The organism is Terrimonas sp. (genome assembly GCF_003075435.1).
Classification (GTDB): Bacteria; Bacteroidota; Bacteroidia; order Chitinophagales; family Chitinophagaceae; genus Agriterribacter.
This window is the reverse complement of record NZ_QCZJ01000011.1, coordinates 70,316-85,605: the sequence shown is the minus strand read 5'-3', so window position 1 is coordinate 85,605 and position 15,290 is coordinate 70,316. Positions and strand designations below refer to the sequence as shown.

13 protein-coding genes are annotated in these 15,290 nt (G+C 39.3%); 3 read left to right on the top strand and 10 right to left on the bottom strand.

Going from position 1 to position 15,290, the window contains the following annotated elements; all coding sequences use genetic code 11:
• Positions 1-143 precede the first annotated feature (143 nt).
• The gene (locus DC498_RS13410; RefSeq protein ID WP_116874676.1) at positions 144-1,655 is read left to right on the top strand and encodes a trypsin-like peptidase domain-containing protein; all 1,512 of its coding nucleotides are present in this window, start codon (positions 144-146) and stop codon (positions 1,653-1,655) included.
• A 55-nt stretch (positions 1,656-1,710) separates the two neighbouring features.
• Here DC498_RS13410 and DC498_RS13405 read toward each other — a convergent pair whose 3' ends face one another.
• Complete coding sequence (locus DC498_RS13405; protein ID WP_116874675.1) at positions 1,711-2,931, bottom strand: bifunctional 3,4-dihydroxy-2-butanone-4-phosphate synthase/GTP cyclohydrolase II; 1,221 nt, start codon at positions 2,929-2,931, stop codon at positions 1,711-1,713.
• A gap of 179 nt (positions 2,932-3,110) precedes the next feature.
• Between DC498_RS13405 and DC498_RS13400 the strand changes: the two genes are divergently transcribed.
• Positions 3,111-6,449, top strand: coding sequence for a TonB-dependent receptor (locus DC498_RS13400; RefSeq protein WP_116874674.1), 3,339 nt, complete (start codon positions 3,111-3,113; stop codon positions 6,447-6,449).
• A gap of 77 nt (positions 6,450-6,526) precedes the next feature.
• On the opposite strand, the gene DC498_RS13395 is transcribed toward DC498_RS13400, so the two are convergent.
• The 4 genes from DC498_RS13395 to DC498_RS13380 all read right to left on the bottom strand — a co-directional run bounded on the left by DC498_RS13395 (position 6,527) and on the right by DC498_RS13380 (position 10,609).
• Complete coding sequence (locus DC498_RS13395; RefSeq protein ID WP_116874673.1) at positions 6,527-7,120, bottom strand: hypothetical protein; 594 nt, start codon at positions 7,118-7,120, stop codon at positions 6,527-6,529.
• Positions 7,117-8,418 (bottom strand): LVIVD repeat-containing protein, encoded by a 1,302-nt coding sequence (locus DC498_RS13390; protein ID WP_165813834.1) that lies wholly within the window; start codon positions 8,416-8,418, stop codon positions 7,117-7,119. The genes DC498_RS13395 and DC498_RS13390 overlap by 4 nt, the downstream gene beginning before the upstream one ends.
• Positions 8,419-8,508: 90 nt before the next feature.
• A complete protein-coding gene (locus DC498_RS13385; RefSeq protein WP_116874671.1) occupies positions 8,509-10,059 on the bottom strand; it encodes a hypothetical protein in 1,551 nt (516 codons plus the stop codon).
• A complete protein-coding gene (locus tag DC498_RS13380) occupies positions 10,046-10,609 on the bottom strand; it encodes an RNA polymerase sigma factor (RefSeq protein ID WP_240628008.1) in 564 nt (187 codons plus the stop codon). Before DC498_RS13380 ends, DC498_RS13385 begins: the two co-directional genes overlap by 14 nt.
• Before the next feature lie 148 nt (positions 10,610-10,757).
• Here DC498_RS13380 and aat point away from each other — a divergent pair, with 148 nt between their 5' ends.
• Positions 10,758-11,402 (top strand): leucyl/phenylalanyl-tRNA--protein transferase, encoded by a 645-nt coding sequence (aat, locus tag DC498_RS13375; protein ID WP_116874759.1) that lies wholly within the window; start codon positions 10,758-10,760, stop codon positions 11,400-11,402.
• Here aat and DC498_RS13370 read toward each other — a convergent pair.
• The 5 genes from DC498_RS13370 to DC498_RS13350 all read right to left on the bottom strand — a co-directional run bounded on the left by DC498_RS13370 (position 11,397) and on the right by DC498_RS13350 (position 15,214).
• The gene (locus tag DC498_RS13370) at positions 11,397-12,098 is read right to left on the bottom strand and encodes a hypothetical protein (RefSeq protein WP_116874670.1); all 702 of its coding nucleotides are present in this window, start codon (positions 12,096-12,098) and stop codon (positions 11,397-11,399) included. The genes aat and DC498_RS13370 overlap by 6 nt on opposite strands.
• Positions 12,076-12,597, bottom strand: a complete 522-nt coding sequence (locus tag DC498_RS13365; RefSeq protein WP_116874669.1) for a hypothetical protein — start codon at positions 12,595-12,597, stop codon at positions 12,076-12,078. Before DC498_RS13365 ends, DC498_RS13370 begins: the two co-directional genes overlap by 23 nt.
• 11 nt (positions 12,598-12,608) lie before the next feature.
• On the bottom strand, positions 12,609-13,337 hold the full coding sequence (locus DC498_RS13360; protein WP_116874668.1) for a dioxygenase family protein: 729 nt from the start codon (positions 13,335-13,337) through the stop codon (positions 12,609-12,611).
• A gap of 108 nt (positions 13,338-13,445) precedes the next feature.
• Positions 13,446-14,138, bottom strand: a complete 693-nt coding sequence (locus DC498_RS13355) for a LytR/AlgR family response regulator transcription factor (RefSeq protein ID WP_116874667.1) — start codon at positions 14,136-14,138, stop codon at positions 13,446-13,448.
• Positions 14,138-15,214 carry a sensor histidine kinase gene (locus tag DC498_RS13350; RefSeq protein WP_116874666.1) on the bottom strand — a complete coding sequence of 359 codons (1,077 nt, stop codon included), beginning with the start codon at positions 15,212-15,214 and terminating at the stop codon, positions 14,138-14,140. The genes DC498_RS13355 and DC498_RS13350 overlap by 1 nt, the downstream gene beginning before the upstream one ends.
• Between the last annotated feature and the right edge of the window lie 76 nt (positions 15,215-15,290).

The following is a 15,290-nucleotide window of genomic DNA, read 5'->3' as shown; positions in this document are numbered from 1 at the left end:
TGCTCCTAATCATTTGTTAAAGCAAAATGTTGAAAATGCCAGTTTATCAGCTTTTAACGTTTTGTATTATAAAGGCATAGCATTTGATGAAGGATTTAAAGAAGTATTTATACATTTAGTTTACAAATAAATCTCTATAAGCAATGAAAATTAAGCATGTTGTATTTACAATACTTATAAGCGGATTAACCTCCCTTGGAGTAATGTATGGTTACAATCATTTCAATTCAAAACCTGTGGCAATCCAGGATGGAATAAAAGTTCCTGCGAATTATGCCGGCATGTTTGACAGTAATAATAATGTTCCCGGCGATTTGGTTGATTTTGTGCAACCTGCTAAAGCGGCGCTTCCCACTGTAGTACATATAACCACAGTTATTGGCAGAGAGCAGGCAAGCAATAATCTTCCCCGTCGCAGTAATCCATTCCAGGGATTGGTGCCTGATGATTTTTTTGATGACTTTTTTGGCGGTGGTGGACAAATGCGTGCTGTTCCACAAAGGGCTTCCGGATCCGGCGTGGTAGTAAGTCAGGATGGATATATTATTACGAACAATCATGTAATTGATGGCGCCAGCGAAATAAAAGTAGGGCTTAGCAATAAAACATCTTATACAGCAAAAGTAATAGGCGCGGACCCCAGCAGCGACCTTGCCGTACTTAAAATTGAGGCAAAAAATCTTCCTTTTCTTTTATATGGAAATTCTGACCAGGTACAGGTAGGCCAGTGGGCACTAGCAATAGGTTATCCTTTAAATCTTGAAACTACTGTAACAGCAGGTATTATCAGCGCCAAAGGAAGAACATTAGGTTTGAACAGCCGTAAAAGCCAGGCGCCTATTGAGTCTTATATACAAACAGATGCCGCGGTTAACCAGGGCAACAGTGGAGGTGCATTGGTTAATCTTAAGGGTGAACTGATCGGCATTAACTCTGCCATTGCTTCTCCTACGGGTTCTTATGCCGGTTATTCCTATGCTATTCCTGTAAATATTGTAAAAAAGATTGTAAACGATCTTATACAATTCGGCACCGTACAAAGGGCTTATCTTGGTATTAGCTACCTGCCGGATGAAGCGCCGGATTCAGAAAAAGAAAAAGTAGGGTATAAAACAGGATTAGGGGTATATGTCAGAGAAGTGCCCAAAGACGGCGCTGCTGCTGCTGCCGGTATAAAAGCAGGGGATTATATTACAAAAGTGAATGGCTTTCCGGTAATTTCCGGCAATGAAATGGTAGAGCAGATAGCAAGGTTTAAACCCGGAGATAAAATAACCGTTAATTACCTTAGAGACGGAAAAGAAGGGACAGCAAATGTTACCCTTAAGAATAAAACAGGCACATACGATATCGTTAGAGTATCTGCGCTGGATGAGTTTGGGGCTGACTTTGTAACCCTTGATAAAAAGAAAGCAGGTGAATATGGACAAAGCGGCGGTGTGGTTGTTAAGAAAATAAACCAGAACGGTCTCATCGATGGGCAAACAAGAATGAAAGACGGTTTTGTAATCTTAAGGGTGAATGATAAACCCGTAGCAAGTGTGGAAGAACTAAATACTGAAGTTCAGAAATCGGGCTCCTCTGTAAAGCTCGATGGTTTCTATCCTGGATTTGAAGGACTATATACCTATAATATCAGCAAAGATCCGCAGTAATGATCAGATAGCTTATAGAAGAACAGCCATTGTACAAATACAATGGCTGGTTCTTTTATTGCTTGTCTTTAAGAATTTCATGCCCCAGCTTATCCCTCTTTGTTTGCAGGTATTTTTCATTATAAGGATTAGGACAAATATGCAACGGAACATTTTCTACTATGTCTAATCCATAACCAATCAATCCAACTCTTTTTCGCGGGTTATTGCTGATCAGCTTCATTTTATTAACACCAAGATACCGGAGTATCTGCGCGCCTACACCATAATCTCTTTCATCCATTTTAAACCCGAGGTGCAGGTTTGCTTCCACTGTATCCATGCCTTCTTCCTGCAGCTTATATGCTTTTAATTTATTTACCAGTCCTATACCCCGCCCTTCCTGGTTCATATATAATACAACGCCTTTACCCGCTTCATCAACCATCTTCATGGCCTCATGTAGCTGATCTCCGCAATCGCACCTGAATGAACCTAAAATATCACCGGTAAAACAAGAGGAGTGAACACGTACAAGCACCGGTTCATCTTTCTGCCACTCTCCTTTCACCAGCGCCATATGTTCCCCGCTTGACGGGTTATTTCTTTCTTTAAATATAATAAGTTTAAAATGCCCGTATTTTGTAGGCATATCTACCCTTACAATTTCCTCAATCAACGAATCAGCCTTCAACCTGTATTCTATCAGATCCTTTATTGTGATCAGCTTCAGGTTAAATCGCTTAGCAATTTCCTGCAACTCAGGTAATCTTGCCATTGTACCATCATCATTCATGATCTCAACCAATACACCGCCATAAGGTTGATCAAAACCTGCCAGCCGTGCAAGATCAATAGCGGCTTCTGTATGCCCGGCTCTTCTTAATACGCCGCCGGCTTTAGCTTTCAGGGGGAAGATATGACCTGGTCTGCCTAAATCTTCCGGTTTTGTTTCAGGGTTAATTAAAGCCATCACAGTTTTCGACCTGTCCTGAGCAGATATGCCTGTGGTGCAGCCATGCCCAAGCAGGTCTACAGGTATGGTAAATGGTGTTTCATGCAAAGAAGTATTGTTATTAACCATCAGGTCAAGCTTCAGTTCGGCGCATCTTTCTTCTGTTAAAGGAGCACATATCAGGCCACGGCCATATTTTGACATGAAATTAATTACTTCCGGTGTAGCGTTCTGGGCGGCAGTAATAAAATCACCTTCATTTTCACGATCTTCATCATCAACCACTATTACTAATTTTCCCTGCTTTATTTCCTCAATCGCACTTTCAATCGTATCGAACATCTGAAAAAATTTTCGCAAAGTTACGAATTAGGCATGTTGAAACAGTATTTAAGAAAATAGCTGCACGAAAACATATTTATTTTTTGTAAATGTGTTGAATTTCGTAATAATATGTTAACATTCTGGTATTAACTTTCCATGATATTGATTTTTCTTTGCAGCGAGAAAAATTATCTGCTATGCAATTACACTTATTAAAAAAATTAATTTTCGCTATTATTGTTTTTATGGCCTGTAGCCCTGCATTTAGCCAGGTTACAACCAGCGGTATTAACGGAACAGTTTTAGATTCATCAGGTGTCTTTCTTGAGGGCGCCACTATTACAGCCATCCACAAACCTTCCGGAACGGTATATACCACTATTTCAGGAAAGAGTGGCTTTTTTAATATTGCCAATGCAAGAGTTGGTGGTCCGTATGAAGTAAAAGTTGAGTATGTAGGTTTCAGCCCGGTTGTGCTGGATGGCATTACATTGGTTTTGGGTGAGCCATACAATGTGAGTGCCGTAATGGGTGTTGATGTAAAAAGTCTTTCTACATTAGTAATAACAGGAAACAGGAGAAGAAATGCCATTGAAAAGACTGGCGCTTCTTCTAACCTCAATTCGCAGCAGTTAGCGCAGCTGCCAACTATTAACAGGAGTATTACAGATTTTACAAGGCTTGCTCCCCAATCAAATGGAAATTCATTTGCGGGCAGGGACGGACGTTATAATAACGTGCAGGTTGATGGTGCCAATTTCAACAATGGTTTTGGGTTAAATGATAACCCGCTGCCTGGCGGTGGTGGTCTTTCTTTGGATGCCATTGAAGAAATACAGGTAAACATCGCTCCTTATGATGTGCGCCAGGGCGGATTTACCGGCGCTGGTATTAACGCGGTAACACGCAGCGGAACAAACACCTTCTCCGGTTCTGCCTATTATTATTTCAGGCACCAGGGAATTACAGGACACAAGGTTAACGGAGAAGAAATTACCAATCCTAAAAGTGCAAGTGAAACCAAAGGTTTCCGTTTGGGTGGTCCTATCATCAAAAACAAATTATTCTTTTTTGTAAATGCTGAACATATAGATAATTCCGGCGCTTTGGGCGGAGCAATTAATCTTTGGAAACCATCTGAAAATGGTGTTGCAGACCCGGATAATGATATTGCCCGTACCAAAAGAAGCGACCTTGAAGCGGTACGCAACCATCTTATTAATCAATGGGGATATGACCCGGGAAGATATGAAGGATATGCTGATAATACCAAGAACAAAACAAGGTCATACCTTGCCCGTATCGACTGGAATATCAGTAAAAATCATAAGCTGGCTATACGGTATAACCAGGTTGAAAGCGACTACCCAGAATTGGTTAATGGAAGTTCAGGCCCTCAGCCGCGTTCTACTTCTGCAAACAGGGTAAGTGCGCAGTCAATGGCTTTTGAAAAAACCATGTACTTTACTGCCAGCAAAGTAAATTCCGTTACACTTGAATTAAACAGTAAACTCAGTTCAAAACTTTCCAACCAATTTTTAGCTACCTACAGTAAAATATTTACCGGACGTACTTCTAACAGCGAAGAGTTCCCGATGATAGATATAGGAGATGGCGCCGGCACAAGCTCTACTTATGTAAATTATATTTCTGCAGGATATGAATTGTTTACATACGCCAACGAAGTAAAGAATGATAACTACAACTTCTTTAATAACCTTAGCTATGTAACCAACAAGCATAATTTTACTTTTGGCGCCAGTTTTGAACTACAAAAGTTTGCTAATGGTTATACCAGGATGGGTACTTCTTATTACAGGTACGCTTCTGTAGCAGATTTTTTGAAAACAGGAACTGCCGATGAAGTAGCGCCTATACAATTCGGACTTACCTATGCTTATCCCGGACAGGAGCCTTATGCTAAAGTAAAATACGGTTTGCCTGCAATATATATACAGGATAAAATTTCTTTTACAAAAGACTTCAGCCTCACACTTGGTTTACGTGCGGAAGTGCCCTGGTTCATAGACAAACTTCCTGTGAACGCAGCGGTTGATGCACTTGAGCTACAGGATGTAAACGGCAATACTAAATTTTATACCTCCAAATGGCCCAAAACAAGGTTGATGCTTTCACCAAGAGTTGGTTTCCGTTGGGATATCGAAGGAGACAGGTCTCTTATATTACGTGGGGGAACCGGAATATTCTCAGGCAGGGTACCATTTGTCTGGTTAACCAACATGCCTTCTAACCTCGGTGTAATTCAAAATACCATTGAACCAGGAAGCTATGGAGCATCTGCTGGCTGGATCGGAGATATCAGGTTTAACCCTGAAAAATATTACTGGCTTAACAATACACCAGCAAGCGCTGCAGATGTATTTATAAAATCACCTAAAGATGGTGTTCCTTCAAGCCTTGCTTTAGTAGATCCAGATTTTAAAATGCCACAGATATGGAGAAGCAGTATCGGCTTTGATAAAGCGATACCTAACTCAAGCCTTACTTTAACTGCCGACTTCCTGTTTACAAAAGATATCCAGGCGGTATACCAGTTTGGCGCAAACAGAAAGGCCGCAACACAAACAATGAGTTATTCCGGCGACAACCGTGACTTCTTCCCCAACGCTGCATCTTATACGTATAATTCATTGCTGGGTGGAAATGCAGGAAGTGTTTTAACCAACACCAATAAAGGATATTCAATGAACCTTTCAGTAGGCTTAAGCCTGCCTGTAAGAAAAGGATTGTTCGGTTCCCTTTTCTACAGCACAACGGTTGCGGGCACTACAACAGACAATCCTGGCTCAAATGCAAGCTCTGCATGGGGCAGCAGTCCGAACATCAATACACCTAATGATCTTGCGGTATATTCTGCTACTGATGCGCTTCCCAACCGGATAGTGGGTAATATTTCATACCGTATTGAATATTTAAAGCACCTGGCAACTACGATTTCATTGTATTATAATGGTGCTAATCTTGGCAGGTATTCTTATGGATATACAGGAGATTTAAATGGTGATGGTATAAGCGCCGATTTATTATACATCCCTAATAGCGCTGATGAATTAAACTTTACCGCTATTACCGGCAGCACACCATTTACGGTTGAACAGCAAAAAGCTGCTTTTGATGCATTTATTGATAATGATAAATACCTGAGCAAAATGCGTGGCAAATATGCAGAAAGAAATGGGGCTTTGCTGCCATGGCTGCATCGTTTTGATTTTAAAGTATTGCAGGATATATTCACCAATATCGGTAAACAAAAGAATACATTACAACTTAGCCTGGATATTATAAATGTTGGCAATATGCTCAATTCAAAATGGGGCATTCAGCAAACGCTTATTTCAGGTGCAAATACGCTATTAACCAGAAGAAGTGTTACTGCCGAAGGTGTACCAACTTTTACAATGAACACCGTGCAGGTTGGCGGACAAACCATATTGCCTACCACTGCATTCAGAGATGTAACCACTACTTCAACCACATGGGGTATGCAGATTGGTCTGAGATATATTTTTAATTAGGTTTTTATAATAACAAATAAATAAAAGCTGTTTCATATTTTGAAACAGCTTTTATTATTACAAATAACCAGGTAATATTAAAACTCCCACCCAATCTTTATCATCAATCTTTTAAAAGTAAAATCATAATACTGCTTATCAACAGACTCCGTTGTTCCGGCCGTGCCCACAACTGTAGTTTTAGTGGTTTTGGTTTCTTCAAAATACTTATACGAGTAGCCTGTACTTAAAAGCATATTATTACCACTGCGAAATTTTATAGCATAACCCAGCCCGGCATCAAAATACAGCCCCCCTTTATATTCACTCCAGGCTTTTGTTTGCCCGCTTCCCCAGGTAAAATTTTCTTCTTTTTTAGGAAGCCAGGGTATATTATATCCCCCATCGGCATATATAAAAAAACGGTTGCCGTTTTTTATACTGATATATTTTTTTATATCAATAAACAACGGTACAGTTCTGTAACGATAAAAATCCAAACCAATCCCCGCTCCTGCAAACCAGTTGTGTTTTTCAAGCCCGTTAACTGATTGAAGCAAACCCGATACTGCTCCATTCCCGTTGATCAAACCTACCTGCTGAAGCGAATGAAATTGCAATCTTTGCTTTTGCTGGCTAAAGCCCGCCTGGATACAAAAAGCAAGCGCCAGCATCATGATAGTTTTTCTCATTGTGCTATATCAATTTTGCTCAGTAAATGAATGTTATTGATATCAGCATACGAATATTGATACAACCCTTCCGAATTTACCAGCAATGCAATACCATCCATTGCAATTACATCATAAGTTTCAATATCAGGTATGGTAGTAATAAGCTTTATATTCTTAACATCTGCCGCGTTATACACTTTCAAACCATCTGCCCCATCGCATATAAAAAGTAGATCCCCATCTTTTGAAAGCCCGTAAGGATTTGTCATAGGGTATGTTTTCAGCAAAGCAGGACTTGACAGATCTTTAATATCCAATATTTCCAGTTGATTGGTAAACCCATTACAGCTTGTACCCGAGCGAAGCGTAACATAAGCATACTTTTCATCGGCTATAACCGGATCGCAGCTCTGCACATGCGAAAATTGCCCTTCCTGTACAGGATTATTACCATCAGCAATATTATAAATAAACATGCCTGTTGTAGAGCCAATGAACAATTTCTGCTGAAATGGATATATTGTTTCAATATTCCATCCCATATTAATTTTTTTATTGAATGACGGTGATTGAGGTGAGCCTATACCAAAAACATTCAGATCACTTGTTGTAACAGCGTACAAATTATTTCCGGCAATTGCAAACCTGGCCATCGATCCTCCAACACCAAAGGGAGAAACAGCATTCCCGGGGGAGGAGGATGTGTTTGAGCTGTATCGTGCCGTATTCGCCAGGCTTAATACATCCTCATACATTATTACGTCGTGCTTATTAAAATTAATGCCAAAAAAGCCGCCATTGCCACATTCCGCATCTACTGTTGTATCTCTTTTAACCCAATCAACAATAACTTTTGACGTATCGGCATAGAATGCACCATAATATTGCCGGTAAGGAAATGCGCTTTCAACAATTTTGGTTGTGCGTGCCTGTAAAGGATTAGTAATATCCAATGCAACCAGGTCAGTATATGCATCAGCATATAATGTATTTCCTTTTACAGCCAAATCCATATTTCCAGGAATATCTATGAATGCAACATTCTTGGGCGAAAGAGGATTGCTGTTATCAATGATGTGTATTCCTTTGTCAAGCTCATTCAAAAAAATATACTGTCCCCTGATATATAATTTTCCGGCCTGCGAGATTTGCCGTGGCGCATTGCTTTTAATATTAGCACGCACCTGTTCTGTTGTTCTGTAAACAGGACTAAAATAGCTGAAAGTATGTGTACAATGATCTTTAATGCATCCCTGGAGAAAGAGGATGAAGCTTAGCAGAATAATTGAAGTAAGCTTGTGTATATGTTTTAGCATAAGCATAGTTTTTAAAGCTGACAACAGCTATTACTACAGCGTTGCTTCAGTTATTTATTTTATTGCCTGTTTCTAAAGAAAGATGCTATATTATTTCTTCCAAAGTATCCATTCCGTTTTTATGCCAACAGACATAAGGCTCTGCTGTGTTCCGGAAGAAGATTTTACAAGGTTTGATAGTCCGTATTGCATGTATGGACCTACATACAAAGGCATGTGGGAATGCTGAAATAATTTTGCTGATAATCCCGCATATAGTCCTAACTGAAATTTATTAAATAAAGATTCATCCTGGTAGTAAGTACCTGTTGGTTTATCATAATGCAGGGCATTAGAATTTATTAGCCAGCCGGCAGACAAACCAGAGTTCAGTTGCAGCGGAAACAGTTTAGTGCCTTTATTTAATTGCCATTGTATACCCAGCGGCAATTCCATAAGATGATATTTGTTTTTATACTCTGCAGCGTTGTTTCCGGAATAGTAACCAGAATAGCGTCCACTGCTGTTTAACCCGGCAAATGCTCCGTTATTATTGCTTAAAAATTTCCCAACCTCCCTGCTTGTAGAAAAATAGCTGTATTGAAAATTTCCGGTAAGTGCAAGCCTGGGTTTTACATACCATTTTACAGATGCACCAGCATTCCACATTAATCCGCGTTTAACAGGCGTTGCCGAAGTTGGTAATGCGGCGAGGTATACATTATTCTGCGAGGCAACAAAACCGGCATTCATGTTATACACAGGTGCGGATGTTGCATAATCTGCTAAAGTTGATTTCTCAAAACTTAATTTATTAAAAATATCAGATAAGCCCGACCCTGTTTTTGAAAATCCGGCACCGGCGTTTATACCAAATTCCCATGATTTCTTTTTAGCCAGCCGTACAGTTGAATTTGAAGCAGTGCTGGCAGGTAATTTTTGCAATGAAGTGCTGATCTGTTTTTCATTATCGGGCCAGGAAAGGATGAACGGTTGTGCATGAATATACTGTTGAACGGCTGTACCATTGAAACCTTTTGCAGCATTATTGCCTTCAGTAATATTTTTAGAAAAATTTTTATAGCCTTCCTGTTGTTCTTTTGTATCATTCAATATATGCCCGATTTTCTGTCCACCTGTTTTCACATTATTTTCTGCGACATTAAAAGCAGGCAACGAAGTATTTTTACCAGGCTTACTTTTTACCGGGTATTTATCCGTTGCCTGCGGAGTAACCTGTTTGCTGATTATAGCAGAAGAAACAGGTTGTGACTCAGACCCTAAACCATCCTTATTATTAGTATTTGTGATTTCAGCAGGAGTAGTATTTTGTTTTTCAGCAGGGCCTGCATCCATCCCTGCGATAGTATTTTGTTCAGTATGAGCCGGATTGTTTGAATTTTCAGTTGAGGCTTTTTCAGTTTGTTTAATGGCTACCATTTCCTCAGAAGCTTTTTCACCAGTGCCGCTTCCCCACATCATATATGCCCCTGCGCCACCCAACAGCAGCAATAAAAGCAGCGGAATCCAGAAGATTGCTCTTCTTCTCTTTTTATCTTTTTCTATGCGGTCATTCACATTATGCCACACATTGTCCGACGGTTTCAGTTTCAATCCGTCAAACAAGTCTTGCACCTGTTTTTCAAAATCATTTTCCGGCATATTGTCCCAGTTTTGATTCAACGGAATATTTTTCTATCCAGTTAATAAGCAGGTTTCTTGCCCGCATATATTGCGACCTGGACGTTCCCTCATTAATACCTAGTATTTCACCGATCTCTACATGTGTATATCCCTCTACCGCATGCATATTAAATACCGTTTGGTATCCTGTTGGTAATTGCCTTACTAAATTTGCCAGTTCTTTTGCCTGCATGCTAAGTTGAGGGTTATCTTCAGAAACCGGGTGAAGTGCCAGGTCTGTAAACGAAAGGTCGTATTGATATTTACTGCTTTGTTTTAAATAATTTATAGCAGTGTTCACCATAATACGCCTTACCCATGCACCCAATTCTCCGTCTGAACGGTATTGGTGCAGGTATTTAAACACTTTTACAAATCCTTCCTGTAAAACATCTTCCGCATCAGCAAGCGATTTGGTATAGCGATAACATACCCCAAGCATCTGCTCTGCAAAAAGTTCATACAACTTTCGCTGAGCTGAAGGCTTGTTCTTTAGACAGTCGTTTACTAATTGCTGATAATCAATCATCAGTATATATCCGGTTTAGTTGACAACACTTCATTATAAAGCGTTGCACGAACACTAATTTTTTGATGCGCAATATAAATACATAATAATAAACCGATATTAATATAAGGATGAAGGGTAAATGGATTCTGTAATTAACTTCGTGCATATGCCCATCTTCGCTTTAAAAAATGAATTAATATTTCCTCCTGTACAGCTTGCTGATGCTGATGGATTGCTGGCTATGGGAGGCAATCTTTCTGTGGAAAGGCTGTTGCTGGCATACAGGAGCGGTATTTTTCCGTGGTATGAAGGAACTGTTCCGCTTTGGTGGAGCCCTGATCCGAGATTTGTTTTATTTCCTGATGAACTGAAAGTGAGTAAGAGTATGCAGCAGCTGATCAAAAAAGAGCAATTCAGGTTTACGATCAATCAAAATTTTAAAGCTGTTATTCATAATTGTAAAAACATACCACGCAATAATCAGCAGGGCACCTGGATTACAAACGAAGTTGAAAAAGCCTATACAACGCTCCATGAAAAAGGATTTGCACATAGTGCTGAAGCCTGGCTGGGTGATGAGCTTGTTGGCGGATTGTATGGCATAAGGTTAGGTAATGCTTTTTTTGGAGAGAGTATGTTCAGCAAAGCGAGCAATGCCAGTAAATTTGCTTTTATACGTTATGTGCAGCAATTGAGATCAGAGGCTGTTGCATTAATAGACTGCCAGGTGTATACCGCCCACCTGGAAAGCCTGGGCGCGGCTATGATACCAAGAGAAAAATTCATGCAGCTTTTAAAAGATTTATTATAGGCTCACTTCAGCTATTAATAATATTGCATCATTGCTCAGCGCTTCAGCTTCTATTTCAGGAACCTCCCATAACGCTAATCCGTCCCTTTCATGCAATAACCGGTATTGAACCTCAAAAGCGCCCTCTATCACATAGGTATAAACAGCATTTTTTTTGTTATGGAGCTCATATATCACTTCTGATCTTCCACCAAGCTTTATCATAGAAAGCATAAAGGGCATTTCCGGATTTTGCCGGCTTACCCGCACAAACTGATCCTTATTCTGATCAATATTAAATGAAACAAGCTCATCTATAGCGCAAGCAGATTTAGCAACCCGTCTGAAACGAATATGCAGGTAATTGACCAGACTATCTTCGTAAGCGTTTTTAATTTCTATTATTGTTCCGGGCAAAGTAAACTTTATCTGCGCCTCTCCTGCCATAATAGTTACTTCATGCCCCGGTGAATCACTATAAATAATACCGCCAGCAACAGGCAAAAAAACAATATAGCTTTCTTCCTCAACAAACATTTTTATTGTTTCAGCCGGCGCCAGCGTATCATCATTCAACAGGTATAAATTGCCAAACGCGGTTTTATGTTCATTAAAATAATTACCGGAATTGAAGGTTTTATAACTCCTCATTACACCTGTTTCATTCTTACCCCTTTCTTTCGCGAGAAAGATCTTAGCGTTTGATTGCTCCATCATTTTGTTCTTTTTGCAATGAATGTATATTTACAAAAGGCTGGATCTTATACAAGCTTGTTTGCCCTTCAATACCATCCGCATCAGCAGACAGCAATAAATAATCACCAATAGTTTCGTGCCATCGCAGGGGATCACTGTAAAAATTAATAGCTACACTATGTACTGATTTATGCTGCAGATCGGAATTAATTATTTCAAAATAAAATTTGCTGAAGCTTAAAAAGATTTTACCAATATTGTTTACAATATCAGGTATTTTATTATTGAGCTGTTTAATATAGTTAACTGCCGCGGCGCTAACCAGGAAATGCAGTTTTTCAGATGCAGGTACATGCAAAAGCAATTGCGAAAAAGTGGTATACCTGTTTTCCTGGTTAAACAACTGCGACTGCATTTTAAATTCCTTCCAGGTATCTTCAAACACAAGCTTTTCCCATTCTTTTTGTGACCGGGCATCAATTATTTTCCGGTAACATAATGTAATAATCCTTGTTCCCATCAATATAATTCTTATGGTACATTCAACTGGATAGCCAATGAAAATCCATTGGTTTTATCACCGGTAACTGTTGACATCTCCACTCCATCCTTATCATCGCTGAAGATATTATCGCTGGCATTATAAGTATACCCGCTCATTCCTTTACTATACCCGTTCACAGCCAGTAAAGCGCTGCCTGAACCTTCGGGAAATGCAATCTGGGTTACCTTAAGCGAAGTACCTGATGCATTATATATGTGAACATGTATATGAGTAGCCCTTCCCTGGTACCAGCCGGGAAAAATAGTGGTGAACGTAACTAATCCATTGTTATCGGTGGTTTGCCGGCCACGTAAAAAATGAACAGAGGTATAATTTGTAGATTGCATTTGTGTGCCCCCATATTCCGAATAATTGCCTTCTGCATCACAATGCCATATATCTACTATCGCTCCGGCCAATGCAGCACAATTTTTGCTCACCTGCCCTACTGTTATATTTACCGTTAACTTATATCCGCTGCGTCCGTCGGTTATATCACTCCTTTCATAAGCTGATGGATTTTTTGTAGGGAACGGACCTTCTGTTTCTGTGGGTGCAACAGTGCAGGTATCTGAACCAGAGCCGGTTCCTGTTTCGCTGCCATCAGTTGTTGTATCTGTAGTAACATCGTTTTTTTTACAGCTATTAGCCAAAGGTGCAATAAACGATATTCCGAGGGCTGCGAAGCCTTGTCGTAAAAAAAGCTTTCTTTCCATATACAATTTTTTGAAGTGGATTTATTGTAATAGATACAAATATGATACCCCCTGCGGGTAAATAAAAACAAATGAGGCAAACGAAGAAAATGTTGCGGCGGAAGGTATTTATTTGTTAAACCTTTTTAAGAAATTCTCTTCAAAACTATTGCCTAACGGAAGTTTGATCTCGCCCACAGATACCATTTTATTCCTCAGGCTGGTGACTTTATCAAGAGGAATAACATACGAGCGGTGAATGCGTATAAAATTATTTTCCGGCAGCTTTTCGAGAATATTTTTTATTGTCATCCTGGTAATGACGGGGCGTTGATCTTCTATATGGATTTTAAGATAATCATCATATCCTTCTATGTACAAAATATTTTTTATATCAATTTTAACCAGGCTGTAATCTGCGCGTATGAAAAGATATTGTGCCTCTGTTTTTTGCTTTTGTAATTGATACGCATAATAGTCCTGGGCTTTTTCGGATGCCTGCAAAAAACGTTTAAATGTAAACGGTTTCAATAAATAATCTACCGCGTTTAAATTAAAGCCTTCCACGGCAAACTCGCTATATGCTGTTGTAAAAATCACCATTGTTTCCTGCTGAACGGATTTATACAGATCTATCCCGTTCAATGATGGCATATTCACATCAAGAAATAACAGGTCAACCGGAAATTTTTTCAGGTATTTCAATGCTTCTGTTGGCTGATTAAATGTTTTTTGAAGGTTGATAAAATCAAGCCTGGCACAAAAATTTTCTATTATGCTTAATGCAGGTAATTCATCATCTATTGCTATCGCTTCTATCATTATAAATTCAAAGTAAGTAAAACCGTAAAATCTTTTTCCGTATTTTTTATCTCAAGTATGTGTTTGGAAGGATATAATAATTCCAGCCTGTTTTTCGTATTGGCTATTCCCAAACCATGCTGGCTATCCATATTACCATCGCGTTTTACTTTGTGGTTATATATTTCCATAGTAAGCACGGTATTAATAACATTTACAGCTATGGTTATAAGCGATTCCTCCTCAGCATTTACGCCATATTTAAAAGCATTTTCAACAAAAGCGATAAGTATGAGTGGTGCAATTTTTTTTCCATACAAATCACCTTCCACCACAAAATTAAGCTGCATGGATTCTCCAAAACGCAGTTCCTGCAACTCAATATAATCCCGTATATAATTTATTTCTTTTTCAAGAGGAACATATTCCTGGGTAACATCAGAAAGCACATAACGCATCATACCGGAAAGTTTTACCACGGCTGTTGCAGTATCATCCGATTTATTGATTGCCAATGCATATATACTGTTAAGTGTATTGAAAAGAAAATGCGGGTTTATCTGTGCCTTGAGGTAAGAAAGCTCCCTGTCAACTTTTTCTTTTTCTACCCTTCGCCACCTGTTGCTGATCCTCAGCATCAGCGAAAAAAAGAATATTGCCAGAAATAAGGAAATGTTCTGGCGCATACTAAAAAAATCTCCACCAGGTCGTCTTCTTCCTATTAGCCTGTGCGGCATAGGATTTATGGGATCAATGGGATTTATTGGGTTCATCGGGCGGGGCGGTAAAGGAAACCGCTCTCCTCTGTTGAGATCAACTAATTGCGGAATATAGCTGATAACAAAAAAGCAACCCAGCACAAGTAAAAAATAGATAAGATATTTTTCTGAAAAATAGAAGCGGGGTATTAAAAAATAGTAGTTAAGATAGAAGAATAGTAACATCATTACATATCTCAACAGATCACTATAATAACCGGGATTTTTTATTACAGAAGAAAAACCCTGCTGCCTGTCGGGCGAAAACAGGAAAGGTAGCAGCAAGAACAAACCGCAGCCTGCTATATGTATAAGTATTTGCGAGGGCTTATTGTTCATTTTTAAAATTATCTGCAAATATCTTTTTAAAACATATGAGTGGAATCAAATTTGAGGTATACCGTTTAAATTCTGC

Excerpts from the sequence above, each read along its gene's own strand:
- DC498_RS13410 (WP_116874676.1), top strand. The coding sequence starts at position 144 with ATGAAAATTAAGCATGTTGTATTTACAATACTTATAAGCGGATTAACC.
- DC498_RS13405 (WP_116874675.1), bottom strand. The coding sequence starts at position 2,931 with ATGTTCGATACGATTGAAAGTGCGATTGAGGAAATAAAGCAGGGAAAA.
- DC498_RS13400 (WP_116874674.1), top strand. The coding sequence starts at position 3,111 with ATGCAATTACACTTATTAAAAAAATTAATTTTCGCTATTATTGTTTTT.
- DC498_RS13395 (WP_116874673.1), bottom strand. The coding sequence starts at position 7,120 with ATGAGAAAAACTATCATGATGCTGGCGCTTGCTTTTTGTATCCAGGCG.
- DC498_RS13390 (WP_165813834.1), bottom strand. The coding sequence starts at position 8,418 with ATGCTAAAACATATACACAAGCTTACTTCAATTATTCTGCTAAGCTTC.
- DC498_RS13385 (WP_116874671.1), bottom strand. The coding sequence starts at position 10,059 with ATGCCGGAAAATGATTTTGAAAAACAGGTGCAAGACTTGTTTGACGGA.
- DC498_RS13380 (WP_240628008.1), bottom strand. The coding sequence starts at position 10,609 with ATGATTGATTATCAGCAATTAGTAAACGACTGTCTAAAGAACAAGCCT.
- aat (WP_116874759.1), top strand. The coding sequence starts at position 10,758 with ATGCCCATCTTCGCTTTAAAAAATGAATTAATATTTCCTCCTGTACAG.
- DC498_RS13370 (WP_116874670.1), bottom strand. The coding sequence starts at position 12,098 with ATGATGGAGCAATCAAACGCTAAGATCTTTCTCGCGAAAGAAAGGGGT.
- DC498_RS13365 (WP_116874669.1), bottom strand. The coding sequence starts at position 12,597 with ATGGGAACAAGGATTATTACATTATGTTACCGGAAAATAATTGATGCC.
- DC498_RS13360 (WP_116874668.1), bottom strand. The coding sequence starts at position 13,337 with ATGGAAAGAAAGCTTTTTTTACGACAAGGCTTCGCAGCCCTCGGAATA.
- DC498_RS13355 (WP_116874667.1), bottom strand. The coding sequence starts at position 14,138 with ATGATAGAAGCGATAGCAATAGATGATGAATTACCTGCATTAAGCATA.
- DC498_RS13350 (WP_116874666.1), bottom strand. The coding sequence starts at position 15,214 with ATGAACAATAAGCCCTCGCAAATACTTATACATATAGCAGGCTGCGGT.